This is a genomic window from Sphingobium sp. L-44 (assembly GCF_056859495.1).
In genome coordinates this window covers 72547-90648 of the sequence record NZ_JBSXOQ010000089.1, presented here as the reverse complement: position 1 = coordinate 90648, position 18102 = coordinate 72547, and the positions used below count along the sequence as shown (strand labels likewise).

The 18102-nt window shown below is 66.0% G+C and carries 14 protein-coding genes; 8 read left to right on the top strand and 6 right to left on the bottom strand.

Annotated features, from left to right (window positions below; genetic code table 11):
• Positions 1-133: 133 nt before the first annotated feature.
• Genes AC13EK_RS12285 through AC13EK_RS12275 form a run of 3 tightly spaced genes read left to right on the top strand, consistent with a single transcriptional unit; the run spans position 134 to position 2199 of the window.
• Positions 134-1306, top strand: a complete 1173-nt coding sequence (locus AC13EK_RS12285) for an FAS1-like dehydratase domain-containing protein (protein WP_069338396.1) — start codon at positions 134-136, stop codon at positions 1304-1306.
• Between the two features lie 41 nt (positions 1307-1347).
• Complete coding sequence (locus tag AC13EK_RS12280; RefSeq protein ID WP_004212448.1) at positions 1348-1596, top strand: hypothetical protein; 249 nt, start codon at positions 1348-1350, stop codon at positions 1594-1596.
• Between the two features lie 12 nt (positions 1597-1608).
• Entirely contained in the window at positions 1609-2199 is a 591-nt protein-coding gene (locus AC13EK_RS12275; RefSeq protein WP_069338397.1) for a TetR/AcrR family transcriptional regulator, read from the top strand.
• 38 nt (positions 2200-2237) lie between these two features.
• Here AC13EK_RS12275 and AC13EK_RS12270 read toward each other — a convergent pair whose 3' ends face one another.
• From AC13EK_RS12270 to AC13EK_RS12255, 4 genes are all read right to left on the bottom strand, one after another.
• Complete coding sequence (locus tag AC13EK_RS12270) at positions 2238-2552, bottom strand: hypothetical protein (RefSeq protein WP_069338398.1); 315 nt, start codon at positions 2550-2552, stop codon at positions 2238-2240.
• 125 nt (positions 2553-2677) lie between these two features.
• Complete coding sequence (gene nagA, locus AC13EK_RS12265) at positions 2678-3811, bottom strand: N-acetylglucosamine-6-phosphate deacetylase (protein WP_069338399.1); 1134 nt, start codon at positions 3809-3811, stop codon at positions 2678-2680.
• Positions 3811-4854: an SIS domain-containing protein gene (locus AC13EK_RS12260; RefSeq protein ID WP_170828757.1), complete on the bottom strand. Its 1044-nt coding sequence runs from the start codon at positions 4852-4854 to the stop codon at positions 3811-3813. The genes nagA and AC13EK_RS12260 overlap by 1 nt, the downstream gene beginning before the upstream one ends.
• An 8-nt stretch (positions 4855-4862) precedes the next feature.
• Positions 4863-5606, bottom strand: a complete 744-nt coding sequence (locus AC13EK_RS12255) for a GntR family transcriptional regulator (protein ID WP_010339098.1) — start codon at positions 5604-5606, stop codon at positions 4863-4865.
• Positions 5607-5806: 200 nt separating this feature from the next.
• Here AC13EK_RS12255 and AC13EK_RS12250 point away from each other — a divergent pair, with 200 nt between their 5' ends.
• The 4 genes from AC13EK_RS12250 (at position 5807) to nagE (ending at position 15012) form a co-directional block, all read left to right on the top strand.
• Positions 5807-8467, top strand: a complete 2661-nt coding sequence (locus tag AC13EK_RS12250; protein ID WP_069338400.1) for a TonB-dependent receptor — start codon at positions 5807-5809, stop codon at positions 8465-8467.
• 130 nt (positions 8468-8597) lie between these two features.
• The gene (locus AC13EK_RS12245; RefSeq protein WP_069338401.1) at positions 8598-10874 is read left to right on the top strand and encodes a beta-N-acetylhexosaminidase; all 2277 of its coding nucleotides are present in this window, start codon (positions 8598-8600) and stop codon (positions 10872-10874) included.
• A complete protein-coding gene (gene ptsP, locus AC13EK_RS12240) occupies positions 10871-13339 on the top strand; it encodes a phosphoenolpyruvate--protein phosphotransferase (protein WP_069338402.1) in 2469 nt (822 codons plus the stop codon). Before AC13EK_RS12245 ends, ptsP begins: the two co-directional genes overlap by 4 nt.
• Positions 13336-15012, top strand: a complete 1677-nt coding sequence (nagE, locus tag AC13EK_RS12235) for an N-acetylglucosamine-specific PTS transporter subunit IIBC (protein ID WP_069338403.1) — start codon at positions 13336-13338, stop codon at positions 15010-15012. The genes ptsP and nagE overlap by 4 nt, the downstream gene beginning before the upstream one ends.
• Here the strand turns inward: nagE and AC13EK_RS12230 are convergent.
• Together AC13EK_RS12230 and AC13EK_RS12225 are read right to left on the bottom strand one after the other, a co-directional pair.
• Positions 15009-16589: an ABC-F family ATP-binding cassette domain-containing protein gene (locus AC13EK_RS12230; protein WP_069338404.1), complete on the bottom strand. Its 1581-nt coding sequence runs from the start codon at positions 16587-16589 to the stop codon at positions 15009-15011. The genes nagE and AC13EK_RS12230 overlap by 4 nt on opposite strands.
• Positions 16590-16677: 88 nt before the next feature.
• Positions 16678-16818, bottom strand: coding sequence for a hypothetical protein (locus AC13EK_RS12225; protein WP_170828758.1), 141 nt, complete (start codon positions 16816-16818; stop codon positions 16678-16680).
• Between the two features lie 67 nt (positions 16819-16885).
• Here AC13EK_RS12225 and AC13EK_RS12220 point away from each other — a divergent pair, with 67 nt between their 5' ends.
• Positions 16886-18058, top strand: a complete 1173-nt coding sequence (locus AC13EK_RS12220; protein WP_069338405.1) for an FAS1-like dehydratase domain-containing protein — start codon at positions 16886-16888, stop codon at positions 18056-18058.
• The last annotated feature ends 44 nt before the right edge of the window (positions 18059-18102 follow it).

The window sequence follows — 18102 nt, the reverse complement described above, 5'->3', positions numbered from 1 at the left end:
CTTCTCCCGATCCGCTTCTGGGCAATTTTGCGAGGCGCGGCAATGGCCGGACGCCTGTCCATTTTGGTCAAGTCGCTGCGCCGGGGCGTCGTTAGCCTTGGCGTCAAACAAGGCATTTACGGAGAGACGATCCATGACCAGCCCGACGCTCGATTGTTCGGATATCGACAATTATCTGGGCAAGCCGATCCAGCCCGCGCGGATGGTCGAGCCGATCAACAATGGCGATATCCGTCGCTGGGTGCAGGCGATGCATTATCCCAACCGGCTCCACTATGACGCGAACTATGCCGCGCAGAGCCGCTGGGGCGGCATGGTCGCGCCACAGAGCTTTGCCGTGACGATGGACTGCGCCCATGGCTCCGCGCCGTCCTGCATCGGCCGCGTGCCCAATTCGCACATGCTGTTCGGCGGCGATGAATGGTGGTTCTATGGCCCGCGCATGGTGGCGGGCGACCGTATCCTTAACGAGCGTATCCCGTTCGACTATACCGTCAAGGACACCAAGTTCGCCGGTCCGACCTGCTTCCAGCGCGGCGACAATTTCTATTATAGCCAGCAGGGTGAACTGATCGCCAAGCAGCGCTCCACCTCGATCCGCTACAGCCAGGAAGCGGGCAAGGACAATGTGCCGACCGAAGGTTTTGACGATCCGGTCTGGAGCGACGACCAACTGGAGGAACTGGAAGCGCGCAAGATGCAGTGGATCCAGATGCTCCACGATCTGGGCCATGACCGGCGCTGGTGGGATGATGCGACGGTCGGCGCGGCGCTGCCCGAGCGGGTGGTCGGGCCGCATTCGATCGTCTCCTTCGCGACCGAATGGCGATCCTATATCTTCACCCAATGGGGCGGCACCCACCGGCGCACGGATCTCGACATGGAGGCGCTGGGTTTCGTCAAGGAAATGGCGGGGCATGAGAATGACCCGGTGATGGAGGCGATCAATCCGGAATTCACCGACGGCGCCTATGTCGGCCCGTCGCGCGGCCATCTCTTCCCGCGCTGGGCCCGCTTCATCGGCATGCCGCGCGGCTATGGCTATGGCGCGTCGATGGGGGCGTGGATCACCGATTATTTCGCTGGTTGGGCGGGGGAATGGGGGATGATCCGCCATTCCGCCTGCAATTATCGCAGCCCGGCGCTGACCGGCGACATCACCATCACCGCCGGTACCATCCTCGACAAGTTCGTCGATGAGGACGGCCGGCACATGGTGCAGGTCGATTGCCGCATGGCCAATCAGGCCGGTGCCGTGCTGGCTACGGCCAAGGCAGAGATCGAACTGCCCAAACGGCCGGCCTGATCCATCTGGTCAAGCGCGCCGCGCTGTGGAATAGCGCGGCGATGGATTTAGACGATCAATTTCGCCATTATTTCGGCACCGACGACCTGGCCAGCGTACCGCCCGAGGGTATGGCGGCCGGGATCGAGCGGATGCAGGTGGCCTTCGGGCTGGAGACCGACCGTCCCCGGCGCTTCGCCCTGTGGACGTTGCTCTACATGCTGGGCGCGGCGCCTGATCTGGATGTCGCCTTCGAGGATGAAGCCGATCGCAATGCCGCGCGCGACGTGATGGACATGCTGGACGAATAGGCCGCAGGGGCGATGGAGAAAGGCATAACCCGCGCCGGCAGGAAGGAACGCGCATCGGCGCGCGGCGCGATATTGGCCGCGACCGAGAGGCTGATGGTCGAGGAGGGCTATGCCGCCGTCACCACCCGGCGCGTGGCGAAGATCGTCGGCGTAACGCCGGCGCTGGTCCATTATCATTTTGCTACGACCGACGACCTGCTGCTGGCGCTGTTCCGCAGCCTGTCGGCCCGGTTCAAGGAAGAATTGGCGAGCCGGCTGGATACGCCCGATCCGCTGCGCGCGCTGTGGCGGCTCAATTCCGATCCGGACGGCAGCGCGATCGTGCTGGAGTTCATGGCGCTGTCCAACCATCGCAAGGCGATCCGGCAGGAAATCGCCGCCTTTGTCGAGGAATTGCGCGATATCCAGACGCGGGCGATCGGCGCGGCCGATGGCGCGGGGCTGTCGCCGGTCGGGCTTTCCGTGCTGGCGGCGGGCATGGCCCGGTCGATCGTGATGGAGCAGAGCCTGGGCGTGACGCTGGGCCATGAAGAGGCGCTGGCCATGGTGGAGGCGCTGATGCGCCACGCCACCGGCAAGGATGCCGATGGGCGAGGCAGCTAACAGGTTAGCCGGCGCGACTATGCGCGCCGGGCAAGTCCTTATTTCTTGGCCGGAATTTTGTTAAGATCTGCCTGCACCTTTGCAAGCGCGGCGTCGGTCAGCGTGTCGGCCGCATATTGCTGCACGCCCTTCAGCGTCATCGAACGCGCCATGTCGATCTGCGGATTGGCGGTGAAGCCGGGCAGATTCTTGTCGAGAACGGCCTTGGTCGCGGGATTGTCGAGCAATGTGCCGATGTCGGTGGTCTCGACGCTATAGGCCGGAGCGGGCGCGGCGGCAGGGGCCTGCGCCATGGCGATGTGCGGCGTGGTCGCAGCGAAGATCAGGCTGGTGGCGATCAGGACAGTTTTCATCGGCATCCTCTCAAGACAACAGGTCTTGTCCCGACGTCCGGTGGCCGTGAGACGATCTGTATCATAAGCGGGGCCGAGCAGGCAGGGAACCGGGGCGCGATCCAACCGCCCCGGCGATGTTTGGCTCAGTAGCTGCCGCCGATCCAGCTGCGCACGACGGCGCCCTGGGCATCCAGTTGCAGCAGGTCGGCGCGCAGGCCGGGCGCGATGCGACCGGTTTCTGCGGCAAGGCCCAGGAAGGCGGCCGGGGCCGCCGATGCCATGGCGATGGCGCGCTCGATCGGGACGTCCAGCATGGCGACGCTGTTGTGGACGGCGGTGATCATGTCGAGATTGGAGCCCGCGAGCGTGCCGGCATCATCGGTGCAGGCGCCGTTGCGGACCAGGATATGGCGACCCTGGAGCATGAACTCGTCCGCGTCGGAGCCGACCGAGGGCATGGCGTCGGTGACCAGCATCAGCTTGTCGCATGGCTTGCAGCGCAGCGCGATCTTGAGCGCGGTGGCGCTGACATGATGGCCATCGACGATGATGCCGCAGGTCACGCTGTCCTGCTCCAGCGCGGCGCCGACGATGCCGGGCTTGCGCGAGCCTAGTGGCGACATGGCATTGTAGAGATGGGTGACGCCGGACAGCCCAGCCTCGACCGCGCCGATCATGTCCTCATAGCGGCCATTGCTGTGGCCTGCCGCGACGATCACGCCGCGCTCCACAAGCTGGCGCACCATGTCGGGCGAGGTCCGTTCGGGCGCCAGCGTGACCAGGGTGCGGCCGCGTTTGAGCGAAGACAGCACTTCCAGCCCCTCGGCATCGAGCGGGCGGATCTTGTCGCCGTTATGAATGCCCTTCCGCTCGATATTGAGATAGGGCCCTTCGATATGGATGCCGAGCACGCCCGGCACCCCGGCCTCGATCGCGGCGTCGACGGCGGCGACTGCCTGGCGGATGACGGCCAGATCGTCGCTGATGAGCGTCGGCAGGAAGCCGGTCGTGCCGAAACGCCGATGGGCGGCGCCGATCGCGGCGATGCCTTCGACCGTCGGGGCATCATTGAACAGCACGCCGCCGCCGCCATTGACCTGCGTATCGATGAAGCCGGGCACCAGCCGGTCGCCGCCCAGGTCGCGCTGCGGGACATCGGCCGGGACATCGGCGTCGGGCAGGATCGCGGCAATGCGATTGCCCTCGATCAGCAGCGCCTTGCCGGCATGGAAGTGGCCGTCGATCAGGATCGACCCGTTGACCAGAGCGTGACGCATCAGAGGGTCTCCGTCACCTTGGCAAGGTGCGGGGGCTGATCCGGGTTGAAGCCGCGCCGGACCGACAGCGCGTTGACCGCGCGGTAGAAGGCCTGGACCTGCAGCATCGGTTCGATCGCCGGATGGGCGGTGGGCACCGGCAGGTGGATGGCGCCATCCACCGGCTCCCCGGCGATCAACACCTGGCCGCCGCGCGCAACGACCTCGCGCACCAGTTCATCGACGCTTTCGGCGGTCTCGTCCGCCTGGCGGAACACCAGCAGCGGAAAATCGGGGCCGACCAGCGCCATCGGGCCATGCTTGACCTCGGCCGCGCTGAACGCTTCGGCGTGGAGACCACTGGTTTCCTTGAATTTGAGCGCGGCTTCCTGCGCGATGCCAAAGCCGATGCCGCGGCCGATGACGTAGAGGCCGCGCGCGGTGGCGAGCTGTTCGACGAGCGGCGTCCAGTCGCAGGCCCAGGCCTGGGCGAGCAGGGCAGGGGCAGTCTCCAGCGCCGCCAGCAATTCCGCATCCTCGCTCCAATGGGCGGCAAGGTTCAGCAGGCTGGCGATCGAGGCGATGTAGGATTTGGTGGCGGCGACGCTGCGTTCCGGCCCGGCATGGAGCGGCAGCAGCGTATCGACCTGGCCGGCAAGCGGTGAGTCGGCGACATTGACCATCGCGACGGTCCTTGCGCCCGCGCTTTTGGCGGCGTCGACCGTGGCCAGGATGTCGGGGCTCTTGCCCGACTGCGAGATGGCGATGGCCAGCATGTCGGCGAGCGCCGGGGCGGTGCCATAGACCGAGGCGATCGAGGGGGCGGCCGACGTGGTCAGCAGGCCCAGGCGGGTTTCGAACAGATATTTGGCGAAGGTCGCCGCATGATCGGAACTGCCGCGGGCACAGGTGACGATGCCGCGCGGCGGATTGGCGCGCAGGCTGGCGGCCAGCGCCTTGACCGTTTCGGCGTTGGCGGCGAACTGGCGGGCGATGACGGCGCCGGCCTCTGCGGCCTCGGCGAACATCAGGGTATCTTGCGGATTGAGCATCGTGTCAGGCATCTTTTCGGTCAGGCGCGCATGTCGAGTTCGGCAACAAAGTCATAGGCATCGCCCCTGTACCAGCTTTGCGTCGCTTCGATGACGCGGCCATCGTCCAAGAAGCCGCGCCGTTCGATATAGAGGCCGGGCGCCCCCGCCTCGATCCCCAGAAGCTTGGCCTGTTCGGCGTTGAACAGCACGGCGCGCAGGCGCTGGAGGGCACGGACCGGGCGGTTGCCGGCAGCTTCCAGGGCGGCATAGAGTGAGGCGCCGACGACATCGACACCGTCGAGGCCGAAGCCGGGAATGGTCGAATATTCGAGCGCCATCGCGACATCGTCGGCATAGCGGATGCGGTTGAAGCGGTAGACGGCCGCGCCGGGGCTGAGGCCCAGCGTCAGCGCGTCGTCGGGCGTGACCGCGCCGACGCTGCGGCCGAGCCACTCGCTGCGCACGGTGCGGCCGCGTGCCGCCATATCCTCGGAAAAGGAGGAGAGCTTGGCGAACTGCTTTTCGACCCGGTTGGCGACGAAGGTGCCGGCGCCCTGCTTGCGGACCAGCAGTCCTTCCTCGACCAGGGAATCCAGCGCCTTGCGCAGGGTGATGCGGGACACCGAGAGTTCCGATGCCAGGTCGCGTTCGGGCGGCAGCGCCTCATTGGGTTTCAGTCGCTGGGTGCGCAGCGCTTCGCGCAGCGCGTCTTCGAGTCGGCGATAGAGCGGGCCGCCGCCCAGCGCGTCGAGCGGTCCAATCTGTTCGGCAAGCAGCGGCATCTCGTCTCCACCAGCATCTGTGTTGTTTGCACACTAAGACCAATTAAATACCATATGCCAGTGAAAAATTTCAAACGCCGTCACAATTTTGAAAATATCCCTCTTGACGGCGATATGACTTCGGCGGATGGTCTGCTTATTGGTATGCAGTTGGTCCGCCCAATTGGTGCCATGCATCAAATATAAATAAGGGGTGAGATATGGGGATTCGGACTTTTCTGGTCGGTACCGCCAGCGCCATTGCGCTGTTTTCGGGTGCCGCGCATGCGCAGGGAAGCGATGCTTCCGCGCCGGACGCCGATGCAAATGCCAGAAATATCGTCGTCACCGGTTATCGCGCCTCGCTCGCCAAGGCGATCGACGTCAAGCGTAACGCCGACGCGATCGTCGACAGCATTTCCGCGGAAGATGTCGGCAAATTCCCCAATACCAATGTCGCCGAAGCGCTGACGCTGGTGCCGGGCGTCACCGTCGACCGCCAGTTCGGCCAGGGCGAAAAGGTATCGATCCTGGGCACCGATCCGGCGCTCAACCGCACCCTGCTGGACGGCCAGACCGTGGCGTCGGCCGACTGGTTCATCCTCGACTCGCCGGGCCGCACCTTCAACTATGCGCTGCTCGCGCCGCAACTGGTCGGCCGGGTCGATGTCTACAAGTCGCCCGAACCCCGCATCGACGAAGGTTCGATCGGCGGCACGGTCAATGTCGTGACCCGCAAGCCGCTGGAGCTGAAGCCCTTCACCATGGCGGGCCAGCTTGGCTATCTCTACAATGATCGCTCGAAGAAGGGCGATATCCAGGGATCGGCGCTGGTCAGCTGGCATAATGAGGAAGGCACGTTCGGCATCCTCGCCTCGTTCCAGCGCGCCAAGGACCGGCTGCGCCGCGACGGCGTCGAAACCTATGGCACGATGAAGGTCGACCAGTGGGCCGGCGGCAATGCCGACAATCCGGTGGACTCGCGCGACAATGGCTGCGTCGGCGAATGTGCCACCACGCTGAGCAACAATCTGGACGCGATCAGCCCCAACGCCTTTGGCACATCCTATTTCGAACAGGGCCGCGAGCGCCTGACCTATTCGGCCACCGCCCAGTGGAAGCCGGTCGACGAGCTGACGCTGGAAGCGAGCTGGCTCAAGATCGACGCCACCTACAACAACCTCAACCAGTCCATGTATGCTTTCCAGGGCAATACCTGGAACAGTCTGGGCGCGCTGACCGGGCTGGAGGTCAATAACGGCATCGTCACCAGCGCGAGCTTCAAGAATGCGCTGTCGGTGCTGGACGTCCAGTATCGCGAGGCGGAGATGAAATCCGACACCTATCGCGGCAAGGCGCGCTGGGACGGCGACACCTGGGATCTGACGGTCGAAGGCGGCCTGTCCGACGCGGACGGCGGCACCAAGCGTCAGGTCTTCCTCGAATTCCTCAACTGGGCGGATTATACCGTGAATATTGGCGGTGCGCCCAAGTCGCCGGGTTCGCTGAGCTATGCCACCGACGTTCAGGGTAACCCCAATGCCTTCGTGACCGATCCGGGCTGGAGCGGCAACACCGTCACCAAGCCGACCAGCGACAAGGAGCGTTACGGCCAGGCTGACCTCGGCTTCGATTTCGACGGTGCTTTGAAGCGCATCCAGATCGGTTATAAATATCGCCATCACGAGACCGGCCAGCAATATGCGGGCATCGCGCTCAATGGTCTGGGCGTAGCCGCGGCGCAGTTCGATCCCAAGACGGTCGCGGGCAATTATCTGCGCGGCTTCAGCGGCGTGAACGACCAGATGACCGACCGCTTCATCATCAGCGGCCCGTCGATGGTCGACTATCTGGAAGGGCAGACGCTGCCGACGCCGTCGATCTTCGCGGCGGCCGAATTTACCGCCGGCAACTGGAACATCCAGGAAGATATCAACGCGGTCTATGCTCAGGCCAATTTCGACACCGGCACGCTGCGCGGCAATTTCGGCGTGCGCTATGTGAATACCAAGACCGACAGCGCCGGCTATGTCTGCAACGCTGGCGCGCCCTGCAACAGCGCAGCCGACTGGACCTGGCAGACGACCAAGCGCAGCTATGACAACTGGCTGCCCAGCGCAAATATTGCATGGACCGCGCAGCAGGATCTGATCCTGCGCTTCTCCGCCGCCAAGGTGATGTCGCGTCCCAACTATGCCGACATGACCAATTATTTCTGGCTGTCGGACACGGTGCTGACCGGCGGTGGCGGCAACCCGAACCTGAAGCCCTATACGTCGGGCAATCTCAACGCCTCGGTCGAATGGTATTTCAAGCAGGGATCGATCCTGTCGGCGGAAGTCTTCTACAAGGATATCAGCAACTATATCCTGCAGAAGACGGCGCCCGAGAGCTATTTCAACCAGTCGCAGGGCCGGGTGACGACCTATCAGATCAGCCGTCCCTATAATGCCGGTTCGGCCGAGGTGAAGGGTTTTGCCGTCGCCTATCAGCAGAACCTGCCCTATGGCTTCGGCATATTGGCCAACTACACCTATTCCGACGGTTCGGGTGAAGGCGGCCAGGCGCTGCCCTATAATTCCAAGCATCAGGCCAGCGTCAGCCCCTTCTTCGAAAGCGGCCCGGTCGCGCTGCGCGCCACTTACACCTGGCGGTCGAAATATTTCACCGGCATCGACCGTGGCGACAATATGTTCGTGCGGGACTCCGACAATCTGGACGTGTCGGCGACCTATAATGTCACGCCGCAGATCGGCATCACCCTGTCGGGCATGAACCTGACCGACGCGGAATATTATGCCTATGCCAACACCACGGCGCTGCCGCGCGGCGTCTATCGCTCGGGCCGCAAGTTCCTGGCGACGGTGAACTTCAACTATTGATTGCCTCGCCTGTCAGAAGGCGCATGACTTGAAGACGGCGGGACGGAACGCAACAGCGTCCGCCCGCCGCACGTCCCTTGTCGCGTCCGCGCGGCGCGGCAGGGGCACGCTATTTTCGGGAGCCTGTTTCGTGATCCGTGCCCGCCGCCTGACGCTGCTTGCGTCGCTGATGCTGTCCGGCATCGCCATCGCCCCGGCCATGGCCGAACTGCCCCGCCTGTTGCCGGTGCCCGCGCAGATGCGCGAAGGGCAGGGCAGTTTCCAGATTACATCCGCCACCCCGATCCGGGTGCCTGTCGATGATGCTGCGGCCCGTAACGCGGCCGAGCGGTTCGCCGATCTGGTCGCGCGCAGCCGGGGTTTTCGTCCCCGGATCGAGACGGGCGCTGACGCCAACAATGCCATATCCTTCCGCCGGGCAACGACCGGCGCGGCAGAATCCTACACTCTCGACGTGACCGGCAAGGGCGCCACGATCGCCGCTGGCGACGATGCTGGCCTGCTCTATGGCGCGGTGACGCTGTGGCAGGCGATGACGCAGGATCAAGCCGCTGGCCCGGTATCGGTCGCGGCGATGCAGATTGCCGACGCGCCGCGCTTCCAGTGGCGCGGGCTGATGCTCGACAGTGCCCGCCATTTCCAGTCGCCCGCCTATGTGCGCCAGTTGATCGAATGGATGGCGGTCAACAAGCTCAACCGGCTACACTGGCATCTGGTCGATGATCAGGGCTGGCGTATCGAGATCCCCAAATATCCGCGCCTCACGGAAGTTTCCGCCTGGCGCGTGCCCGCTGGCGCACCCGGCGCGCCGCCGCTGCCCAAGGTCGGCGGCTTCTACACCCAGGCCGAAATCCGCGAGATCGTCGCCTATGCCGCTGCGCGCGGCGTCATGATCGTGCCGGAGATCGAGATGCCGGGCCATGCGCTGGCGGCGATCCGCGCCTATCCCAAGCTCGGCATGGGCGTGGCGATCCCGCCGGGCACCGAGTCCGACTGGGGCGTTTTCCCCTGGCTCTACAATGCCGATGACGCGACCTTCGGCTTTCTGGAGGACGTGCTGACCGATGTGATGGCGCTGTTCCCGTCGCCCTATATCCATATCGGCGGCGACGAGGCGGTGAAGGACCAGTGGAAATCCTCGCCAGCGATGCAGGCGAAGATGAAGGCGCTGGGCATCGGCAGTGAGGACGCGATGCAGGGCTGGTTCATGCACCGCATCGACGATTTCCTGACGCAACATGGCCGCAAGCCGATTGGCTGGGACGAGATATTGGAAGGCGGCGCCTCGCCCCATGCCACCATCACCTCCTGGCGCGGGATCGAGGGTGCGGTGACGGCCGCCAAGTCGGGCCATGACGCGATATTGAGCCCGGCCCCGATCCTCTATTTCGACAATCGCCAGGGATTTGGGCCGCTGGAACCGCCGGGGCGTGGCCATCTGTCCGACCTGCACAGCGTCTATGACTTCAATCCCGAGCCCGAAGGACTGAGCGCCGCCGAGCAGCAGCATATTTTGGGGCTGCAGGGCAATCTCTTCACCGAACATGTCCGCACCGAGGAACGCGCCCAGTGGCAGCAATTCCCGCGCGGCAGTGCCGTCGCCGAAATCGGCTGGTCGCCGGTCGCTAGCCATGATTTTGCCAGCTTCATGGACCGGCTGGTGCCGCAGATGGCACGCATGGGGACGCTGGGCCTCAAGCCCGCGATCAGCGCGCTGACGGTGACGGCAAAGGCCGACTATGCGCCGGGTGACAAGAACACGCGGGTGACGCTGGAAAGCCAGTCGGGCTTCCCGATCCATTATACGCTGGACGGCAGCGCGGTGACGCCGCGCGCACCGGTTTACAAGGACGGCCTTAGCCTGCCGGTCGGCGCCCGGCTGCGCGCCGGCACCGCCTGGCACGGCGGGATGATGCCGGGCGCGATCGATATCGGCCTCGACGCGCCCTTCCTGCGCCGCCGCACCGACGAGCAACTGGCAAGCTGCGCCAACAAGGTGGTGTTGTCGCTGGAGGATGATGCCCCGGCGCAGGGCGAGCGGGCGCATTTCCTGACGGATATCCTGCAGCCCTGCTGGTTCTATGCCGACGCCCCGGTCGGCGGCGCGTCGAAGATTGCGATCGATGTCGGCCAGCTGCCGTTCAATTTCCAGATCGGCAAGGATCGCGACGCCATCCATTTCCGCCCCCCGGCGACCCCGGCGGGCGAAGTGGAAGTGCGGGCCGGCAGTTGCGAGGGCGAGCGCATCGCCGTGCTGCCGCTGGCGCCGGCGGTTGGGAACCCGGAAGTGACCCGCCTGGTCGCGCCGATTGCGCCGCGCAGCGGCAAGGAGAATTTGTGCATCACCTATACGGCGAAGGATGTTGAGCCCCTATGGGCGATCAAGCAGGTGGAACTGATCCCATGAGCGGGATGATGGCCAGCGTGACGTTGCGCGCGCCCCTGGCGGGCTGGCTGGCGCCGATCGAAAGCGTGCCCGATCCGGTCTTTGCCGAGCGGATGATGGGTGAGGGCTTTGCCATCGACCCGATCGAAGGCGAAGTCCGCGCGCCGGCCGACGCGATCGTGCTGACGGTGGCGCCGACCGGCCATTCGGTCTCGCTGCGTCTTGCCAATGGCGCGGAACTGCTGATCCATGTCGGGCTGGAGACGGTGACGCTTGGCGGCAAGGGTTTCGCGCCGCAGGTGAAGCCGGGCGATGCCGTTGCGGCCGGCGACCTGCTGATCGGTTTCGATCTCGATGCGGTAGCCGAAGGGGCCAAGGCGCTGATCACGCCGGTGGTGTTGGCGGGCGAGGGCTATGCCCTGTCGCTGGAGCCGCTCGATCGGCTGGTCGGCTGGAATGATGGCGTCGCACGGATCACGGCGCTGGCACCTGCAGCGGCCAAGGGTGACAGCGAAGGTGACAGTCATGAGCGGGTCGTGCGCGTCGACGCCCCCCATGGCATTCATGCCCGCCCGGCCGCGCGGATCGCGGCGCTGCTGCGCACCTTCGTCGCGCCCGTGTCGATCGTGCGAAACGGGAAGAGCGTCAATGCGCGCAGCACCGTTGGGCTGCTTGGTCTGGGCGTGCGCTGCGGCGATGAGATCATCATCTGGGGCGAAGGTAGCGATGCCCGTGCGGCGGTCGAGGCGCTGGTGGCGCTGATCGAAGCGGGGCTGGGCGAGGAGGCGAAGGCCGATCATCCTGCGCCGGCGCCGGTCGTGCCGCAGCATGGCCCGGTGACGGCTGCGCCGGGGCTGGCGATCGGACAGGTGGTGCAGCTGCGCGTCGCCGATGTCGATGTGCCGCGCGACGGGCAGGGCGGCGCGGCCGAACATGCCGCGCTCGCGCGGGCGATGGCGACAGTCGATGCCGAATTGTCGGCGGGCCATGGTCTGGCGGCCGAGATTGCGGCGGCGCATCGAGCGCTGCTGGCCGACCCGGAACTGGCCGAGGCGGCCGGGCATCAGATCGATGCCGGGCGCAGCGCAGCCTTTGCCTGGCGGCATGCGACCGCGCAGGCGGCCGAGGCGATCCGCGCGACCGGCGACCCGCTGCTGATGGAACGTGTTGCCGACCTGATCGATATCGAGCGACAACTGATCGCCGCCCTGCTCGGCAGCGAGGCCAGCGCGGCGCCGGCGCTGCCCCCGCAAAGCATATTGATCGCCGAGGATCTGCTCCCCTCGCAGTTCCTGGCGCTCGATAGGGACCGTCTGGCCGGAATCTGCACGGCGGCCGGCGGTCCCACTTCCCATGTCGCCATCCTAGCGGCGTCGGCCGGCATCCCGATGCTGGTCGCCGCCGGCCGGGATGTGCTGGCCATCGCCGACGGGCGCACGGTCATTCTTGACGCGGACGGCGCGCGACTGGACGCCGATCCGGGCGTGAACACATTGTCGGAGGTCAGCGAACGGATTGCCGCCGCGCGGGAGCAGCGCAGCCGTGATCGCGCGCAGGCCCATGCCGATTGCCGCATGGTCGACGGCACCCGGATCGAGATTTTCGCCAATCTGGGATCGCAGGCCGATGCCGCCGCCGCCGTGGCGGCCGGGGCGGAGGGGTGCGGCCTGCTGCGCACCGAATTCCTGTTCCTGGACCGGGAGGAGGCGCCGGACGAGGCCGAGCAAAGAGAAATCTATTCCGGTATCGCAACGACATTGGGCGATCGACCGCTGATCGTCCGCACGCTCGACATTGGCGGCGACAAGCCCGTGCCCTATCTGCCGATGGCGGCCGAGGAAAATCCGGCGCTGGGCCTGCGCGGCGTGCGCCTGAGCCTCGCCCGGCCGGACCTGATGCAGGTGCAGTTGCGCGCGATCCTGCGCGCCGTGCCGGCGGACCAGTGCCGCATCATGCTGCCGATGATCGCCGACCTGTCCGACTATCGCGCGGTCAGGGCGATGCTGGACGCGGAAAAGGCGGCTCTGGGCATCGATGCGCCGGTGCCGCTCGGGGTGATGATCGAAACGCCGGCGGCGGCGATGCTGGCCGACATGCTGGCGGTCGAGGCCGATTTCCTGTCGGTCGGCACCAATGACCTGACCCAATATACGCTCGCAGTCGATCGCGGCAATGCGGCGGTGTCGCACCGGATCGATGCGCTGCATCCCGCCGTGCTGCGCCTGATCCGCGAAGTCGGCCGCGGCGCACAGCGTCATGGCCGCTGGGCCGGCGTCTGTGGCGGCCTTGCCTCCGACCCGCTCGCCGCACCGATCCTGATCGGCCTTGGCATCACCGAATTGTCGGCCACGCCCGCCGCGATCGCCCGGTTGAAGGCAGTGGTGCGCACGCTCGACATGGCCCGCTGCATCGACCTGGCGGAGCGCGCCTGCGCCGCCGAAAGCGCCGCTGCCGTGCGCGACATGGCCCAAGGAGTCCTGGCATGAGCTTCCGTCCCGCCACCCTGCTGGCGCGGCTGCAACCGCTCGGCCGGGCGCTGATGCTGCCGATCGCGGTGTTGCCGATCGCCGCGCTGCTGCTGCGCCTGGGTCAGCCCGACATGCTCGCCATTCCTTTCGTCGCGGCGGCGGGCGACGCGATCTTCTCCAATCTTGGCCTGCTCTTTGCCGCCGGTGTCGCGGTCGGCCTGGCGCGTGAAAATCATGGCGCGGCGAGCCTGGCCGGCGTGATCGCCTATCTGGTGACGACCGAGGGGGCGAAGGTGCTGCTGGTCCTGCCGCCCGACGTGGCGGAGGCGGCGCAGGCGGCCTGGCGCGCCAAGGAAATCGCCAAGGTCTCGGTACCCGCCGGCATCCTGTCGGGCATCGTCGCGGGCCTGCTCTACAACCGTTTTTCCGACATCAAGCTGCCCGACTATCTGGCCTTCTTCGCCGGGCGCCGGTTCGTGCCGATCGTCGCGGGGCTGGCCGGCCTGTTCGGCGCGCTGATGTTCGGCCTTGGCTTCCCCTGGATAGAGGCGGGGATCGATCGCCTGAGCCAATGGGTGGTGGCCGCCGGGCCGCTCGGCCTGTTCGTCTATGGCCTGCTCAACCGGCTGCTGCTGATTACCGGGCTGCACCATATCATCAACAATGTCGCCTGGTTCCTGCTCGGCGACTTCCATGGCGCGACCGGCGATATCAAGCGCTTCTTCGCGGGCGATCCGACCGCCGGTGGTTTCATGTCGGGCTTCTTCCCGGTGATGATGTTCGGCCTGCCGGCCGCCTGCCTTGCCATGTATCGCACCGCTTTGCCGGATCGGCGCAAGCGCGTCGGTGGCCTGCTGCTCAGCCTTGCGCTCACCTCCTTCCTCACCGGCGTGACCGAACCGATCGAGTTCAGCTTCATCTTCCTGGCGCCGATCCTCTATGTCGTTCATGCAGTGCTGACCGGCCTGTCGATGGTCGTCATGGACGCGCTGGGCGTGAAGCTGGGCTTCGGCTTTTCCGCCGGCCTGTTCGACTATCTGATGAACTACGGCCTTGCGACCAAGCCGCTGATGCTGATCCCGGTCGGGCTTGTCTATTTCGCTGTCTATTATGCCACCTTCAGCTGGTGCATCCGCCGCTTCAACCTGAAGACGCCGGGGCGCGAGGATGAGCCCGCCGCTGCGGCCGAGATGCCAAGCGTGGCCGGTGCGCGCGGGCCAGCGATGGTCGCGGCGCTGGGCGGCAAAGCCAATGTCCGCTCGGTCGATGCCTGCACCACCCGGCTGCGGCTGGTGTTGGGCGACAGCGCGACCGTTGACGAGGCGCGGCTGCGGGCGTTGGGCGCGCGGGGCATCGTCCGCTTGCGCGACGGCGGCTTCCAGGTGGTGCTGGGGCCGATCGCCGATCAGGTCGCGGCGGAGATCCGCAGCGCGCTGGCCGGGCATGATCCGGCGCCAATCGCTGGCACGTCCGATCTGGTGGCGCTGCTCAAGAGCGCGCGTGTGCGCGCGGTCGAGACGCGCGGCACGCGTTTGCTGGTGCGCGTCGATCGGCCCGCTGCCGTGGATGCGGCCGCGTTGCAGGGCGCCGGGGTCAAGGCCTGGGTGCTTCCGGTATCGGCCGATGGCTGGCTGCACCTGATCCTGGGCGATCAGGCGGAGCCACTGGCGGATGCGTTGCGGGCTGCCTAGCCGAGTGCGATCCGGCGCGTGATGCCGATCGCGTCGAGGAAGCGCTCGTCATGGCTGACGACCAGCAGGGCGCCGTCATAGCCGCGCAGCCCAGCCTCCACCGCCTCGATTGCTTCGAGGTCGAGATGGTTGGTCGGCTCGTCCAGGATCAGCAGCGGCGGCGGCGCGCTGCCCAGCACACAGGCCAGGCCCGCGCGCAGCATTTGCCCGCCGCTGAGGCTTCCGACGCGCTGTAGCGCGGCATCACCCCGAAAACGGAAATGAGCGAGCAGGGCGCGACGGCCATTTTCGTCCAGTTCGGGATGCAGCCGGGCGAGATTTTCCGCGATCGACAGCGCGGGATCGAGCAGCGCGGCGGTCTGGTCGAGCACGGCATGGCGCACTGGCCGGTCGATCCGTCCGGCCAGCGGGGGCAGCGTGCCGGCCATGGTCGCTAGCAGGCTGGTCTTGCCCGATCCATTGGGGCCGGTGATGGCGATCCGTTCCGGCCCTTCGACGAGCAGGTCGACATGCGCCAGCAAGGGCGTGGCGGGATCATGGCCGACGCTGACATCGGTGAGGCGCAGGACGATCCGATCCGGCGCCAAGCCGGTCGAGGGCAGGGTGATGCGGATCGGCTCCAATATCTCGACCCGGCTGCGTGCGGCCTGCGCCTGATCCTCCGCCTCGGTGCGCAGCCGCTCCGCGACATTACGGCCGGCGGCGGAGGAGGCTTCCGCCTGGTTCTTGCGGGCGCCGATCAGGATGCGAGGCATGTCGCCGCGCGCGCCCTTGCGGGCACCGGCGGCGTCGCGGCGCTGCTGGCGCTCGGTCGCGACCTGGGCCTTGCGCGCGGCCTGCTTCACCTGTCGTTCCGCGATGTCGAGATCATGCTCGGCAGCGGAAAGTTCGACCGCCTTGCGCTCGCGATACTGGGACCAGTTGCCGCCATAGCGCTGGGCGCCAAGGCCGGTGAGTTCGACGATCACGTCGACTCGCTCGAGCAGCTCGCGATCATGGCTGACGAGGATCAGCCCGGCGCGCCAGCCATCGACCAGTTCGGCAACGGCCGTGCGCCCGGCCCGGTCGAGATTGTTGGTCGGTTCGTCGAGCAACAGGAAGTCGGGGGCTTCCAGGATCGCGCTAGCGAGCGCGGCGCGGGTGCGCTGGCCGCCCGACAGGGTGCAGAGCCGGGTATCCGGCCCGGCATCGAGCCCGACCCGCTCCAGCGCGGCGTCGATCCGGCTTTCCAGCGTCCAGTCGGCATCGGCCAGTTGCTCGGCCGTGGCATCGCCACTTTCCGCCAGGCGCAACAGGGCGATGGCATCGGCGACGCCCCACAGATCGGCGATCCGCTCATCCGCGCCGAACTGCACGGCCTGGCGCAGGCGGGCCAGCCGGCCCTGCACGGCGATGCTGCCGCTGCTGGGGGTGAGATCGCCGGCGATCAGGCGCAACAGGGTCGTCTTGCCGACGCCGTTGCGGCCGACAAGGGCAGTACGTTCGCTCTGGAAACGAAGGTCTAGGCCGGAAAGGACGGACTGGCCGTCAGGCGTGGTCCAGCCGAGATTGGAACAGGATATGGCGGGCATGAGCATGAATTTCCCTGGCAGCGTTGCGGATCGGCATTGCGGTCAGGTTGAAATCCACGGCACGGTCTCTTTTCTTGTTAATTGAGGCATCAATCTAGCTGCGATCGATGTCCTGTTCAAGCTCCAGGCCGCACAGGACAAACATCGGCATCGCGATAAACGGCGAAAAAACCGCGCTTTTCTGCGGCCTGGCGGGATGTTCCCGCTTGTCGGTGCGCATACTGTCGTCGGCCATGGACTTGTGCCGTTGGGCGCTGCTCCGCCATGGCAGGGCGGAACAAAGATTTCCTCGGAGGGGAACCATGAGCATAGCCGTCTTCGACTGTTCGGACATCGACCAATATCTCGGCAAACCGATGCAGCCTGCGCGGATGCGCGAGCCGATCCACAATAATGACATTCGCCGTTGGGCGCAGGCGATGCATTATCCCAATCTGCTGCATTATGATGCCGATTATGCCGCCGAAGGGCGCTGGGGGCGGCTGGTCGCGCCGCAGAGCTTTGCCGTGACGATGGATGACGGCCATGGCGCCGGGCCGGCCTGCGTCGGTTCGATTCCCAATTCGCACCTGCTGTTCGGCGGCGACGAATGGTGGTTCTATGGTCCGCGCATCCAGGGCGGTGACCTGGTCCATAATGAGCGCATTCCGTTCGACTATACGGTCAAGGATACCAAGTTCGCCGGGCCGACCTGTTTCCAGCGTGGCGACAATAATTATTACAATCAGAATGGCGAACTGATCGCCAAGCAGCGCTCCACCTCGATCCGCTATCTGGCCGAGGCGGGGCGCGAGAAGACGACCGATGTGGTCGAGGGCACCGAAGATCCGGTGTGGAGCGACGAGGAACTGGCGCAGATCCAGGATCGCAAGTTCGACTGGGTGCAGATGCTGCACGAACTGGGCCATGGCAAACGTTATTGGGACGATATCCAGATCGGCACGGCTCTGCCCGAGCGCGTCATCGGCCCGCACAGCATCGCCAGCTTCACCACCGAATGGCGCGCCTATCTCTTCACCATCTGGGGCGGCACGCACCGGCGCACCGACCTCGACATGGAGGCGCTGGGATTCGTCAAGGAAATGGCGGGGCATGAAAATGACCCGGTGATGGAGCGGATCAATCCGGAACTGACCGATGGCGCCTATTTCGGCCCATCGCGCGGCCATCTCTTCCCCCGCTGGGCCCGCTTCATCGGCATGCCGCGGGCCTATGGCTATGGCGCGTCGATGGGCGCCTGGATCGTCGACTATCTGGCGGGCTGGGCCGGCGAATGGGGCATGGTGACCCATTCGGTCGCTTCCTATCGCGGGCCGGCCTTCACCGGCGACATCACGATCATGACCGGCACGGTGGTCGACAAGTTCGTCGACGATGACGGTCGCGACGTGGTGCAGATCGACTGCCGCATGGTCAATCAACTGGGCACGACCCTGGCGACCGCCAAGGCGGAAGTTGCATTGCCGCGCAAATAAGCGCGGCAATGGCCGCGGCGCGTTTTTGCGGCTCGCGGCGCCAA

Coding starts and splice junctions, on each gene's coding strand:
- AC13EK_RS12285 (WP_069338396.1), top strand. CDS start 134: ATGACCAGCCCGACGCTCGATTGTTCGGATATCGACAATTATCTGGGC.
- AC13EK_RS12280 (WP_004212448.1), top strand. CDS start 1,348: ATGGATTTAGACGATCAATTTCGCCATTATTTCGGCACCGACGACCTG.
- AC13EK_RS12275 (WP_069338397.1), top strand. CDS start 1,609: ATGGAGAAAGGCATAACCCGCGCCGGCAGGAAGGAACGCGCATCGGCG.
- AC13EK_RS12270 (WP_069338398.1), bottom strand. CDS start 2,552: ATGAAAACTGTCCTGATCGCCACCAGCCTGATCTTCGCTGCGACCACG.
- nagA (WP_069338399.1), bottom strand. CDS start 3,811: ATGCGTCACGCTCTGGTCAACGGGTCGATCCTGATCGACGGCCACTTC.
- AC13EK_RS12260 (WP_170828757.1), bottom strand. CDS start 4,854: ATGCCTGACACGATGCTCAATCCGCAAGATACCCTGATGTTCGCCGAG.
- AC13EK_RS12255 (WP_010339098.1), bottom strand. CDS start 5,606: ATGCCGCTGCTTGCCGAACAGATTGGACCGCTCGACGCGCTGGGCGGC.
- AC13EK_RS12250 (WP_069338400.1), top strand. CDS start 5,807: ATGGGGATTCGGACTTTTCTGGTCGGTACCGCCAGCGCCATTGCGCTG.
- ptsP (WP_069338402.1), top strand. CDS start 10,871: ATGAGCGGGATGATGGCCAGCGTGACGTTGCGCGCGCCCCTGGCGGGC.
- nagE (WP_069338403.1), top strand. CDS start 13,336: ATGAGCTTCCGTCCCGCCACCCTGCTGGCGCGGCTGCAACCGCTCGGC.
- AC13EK_RS12230 (WP_069338404.1), bottom strand. CDS start 16,589: ATGCTCATGCCCGCCATATCCTGTTCCAATCTCGGCTGGACCACGCCT.
- AC13EK_RS12225 (WP_170828758.1), bottom strand. CDS start 16,818: ATGGCCGACGACAGTATGCGCACCGACAAGCGGGAACATCCCGCCAGG.
- AC13EK_RS12220 (WP_069338405.1), top strand. CDS start 16,886: ATGAGCATAGCCGTCTTCGACTGTTCGGACATCGACCAATATCTCGGC.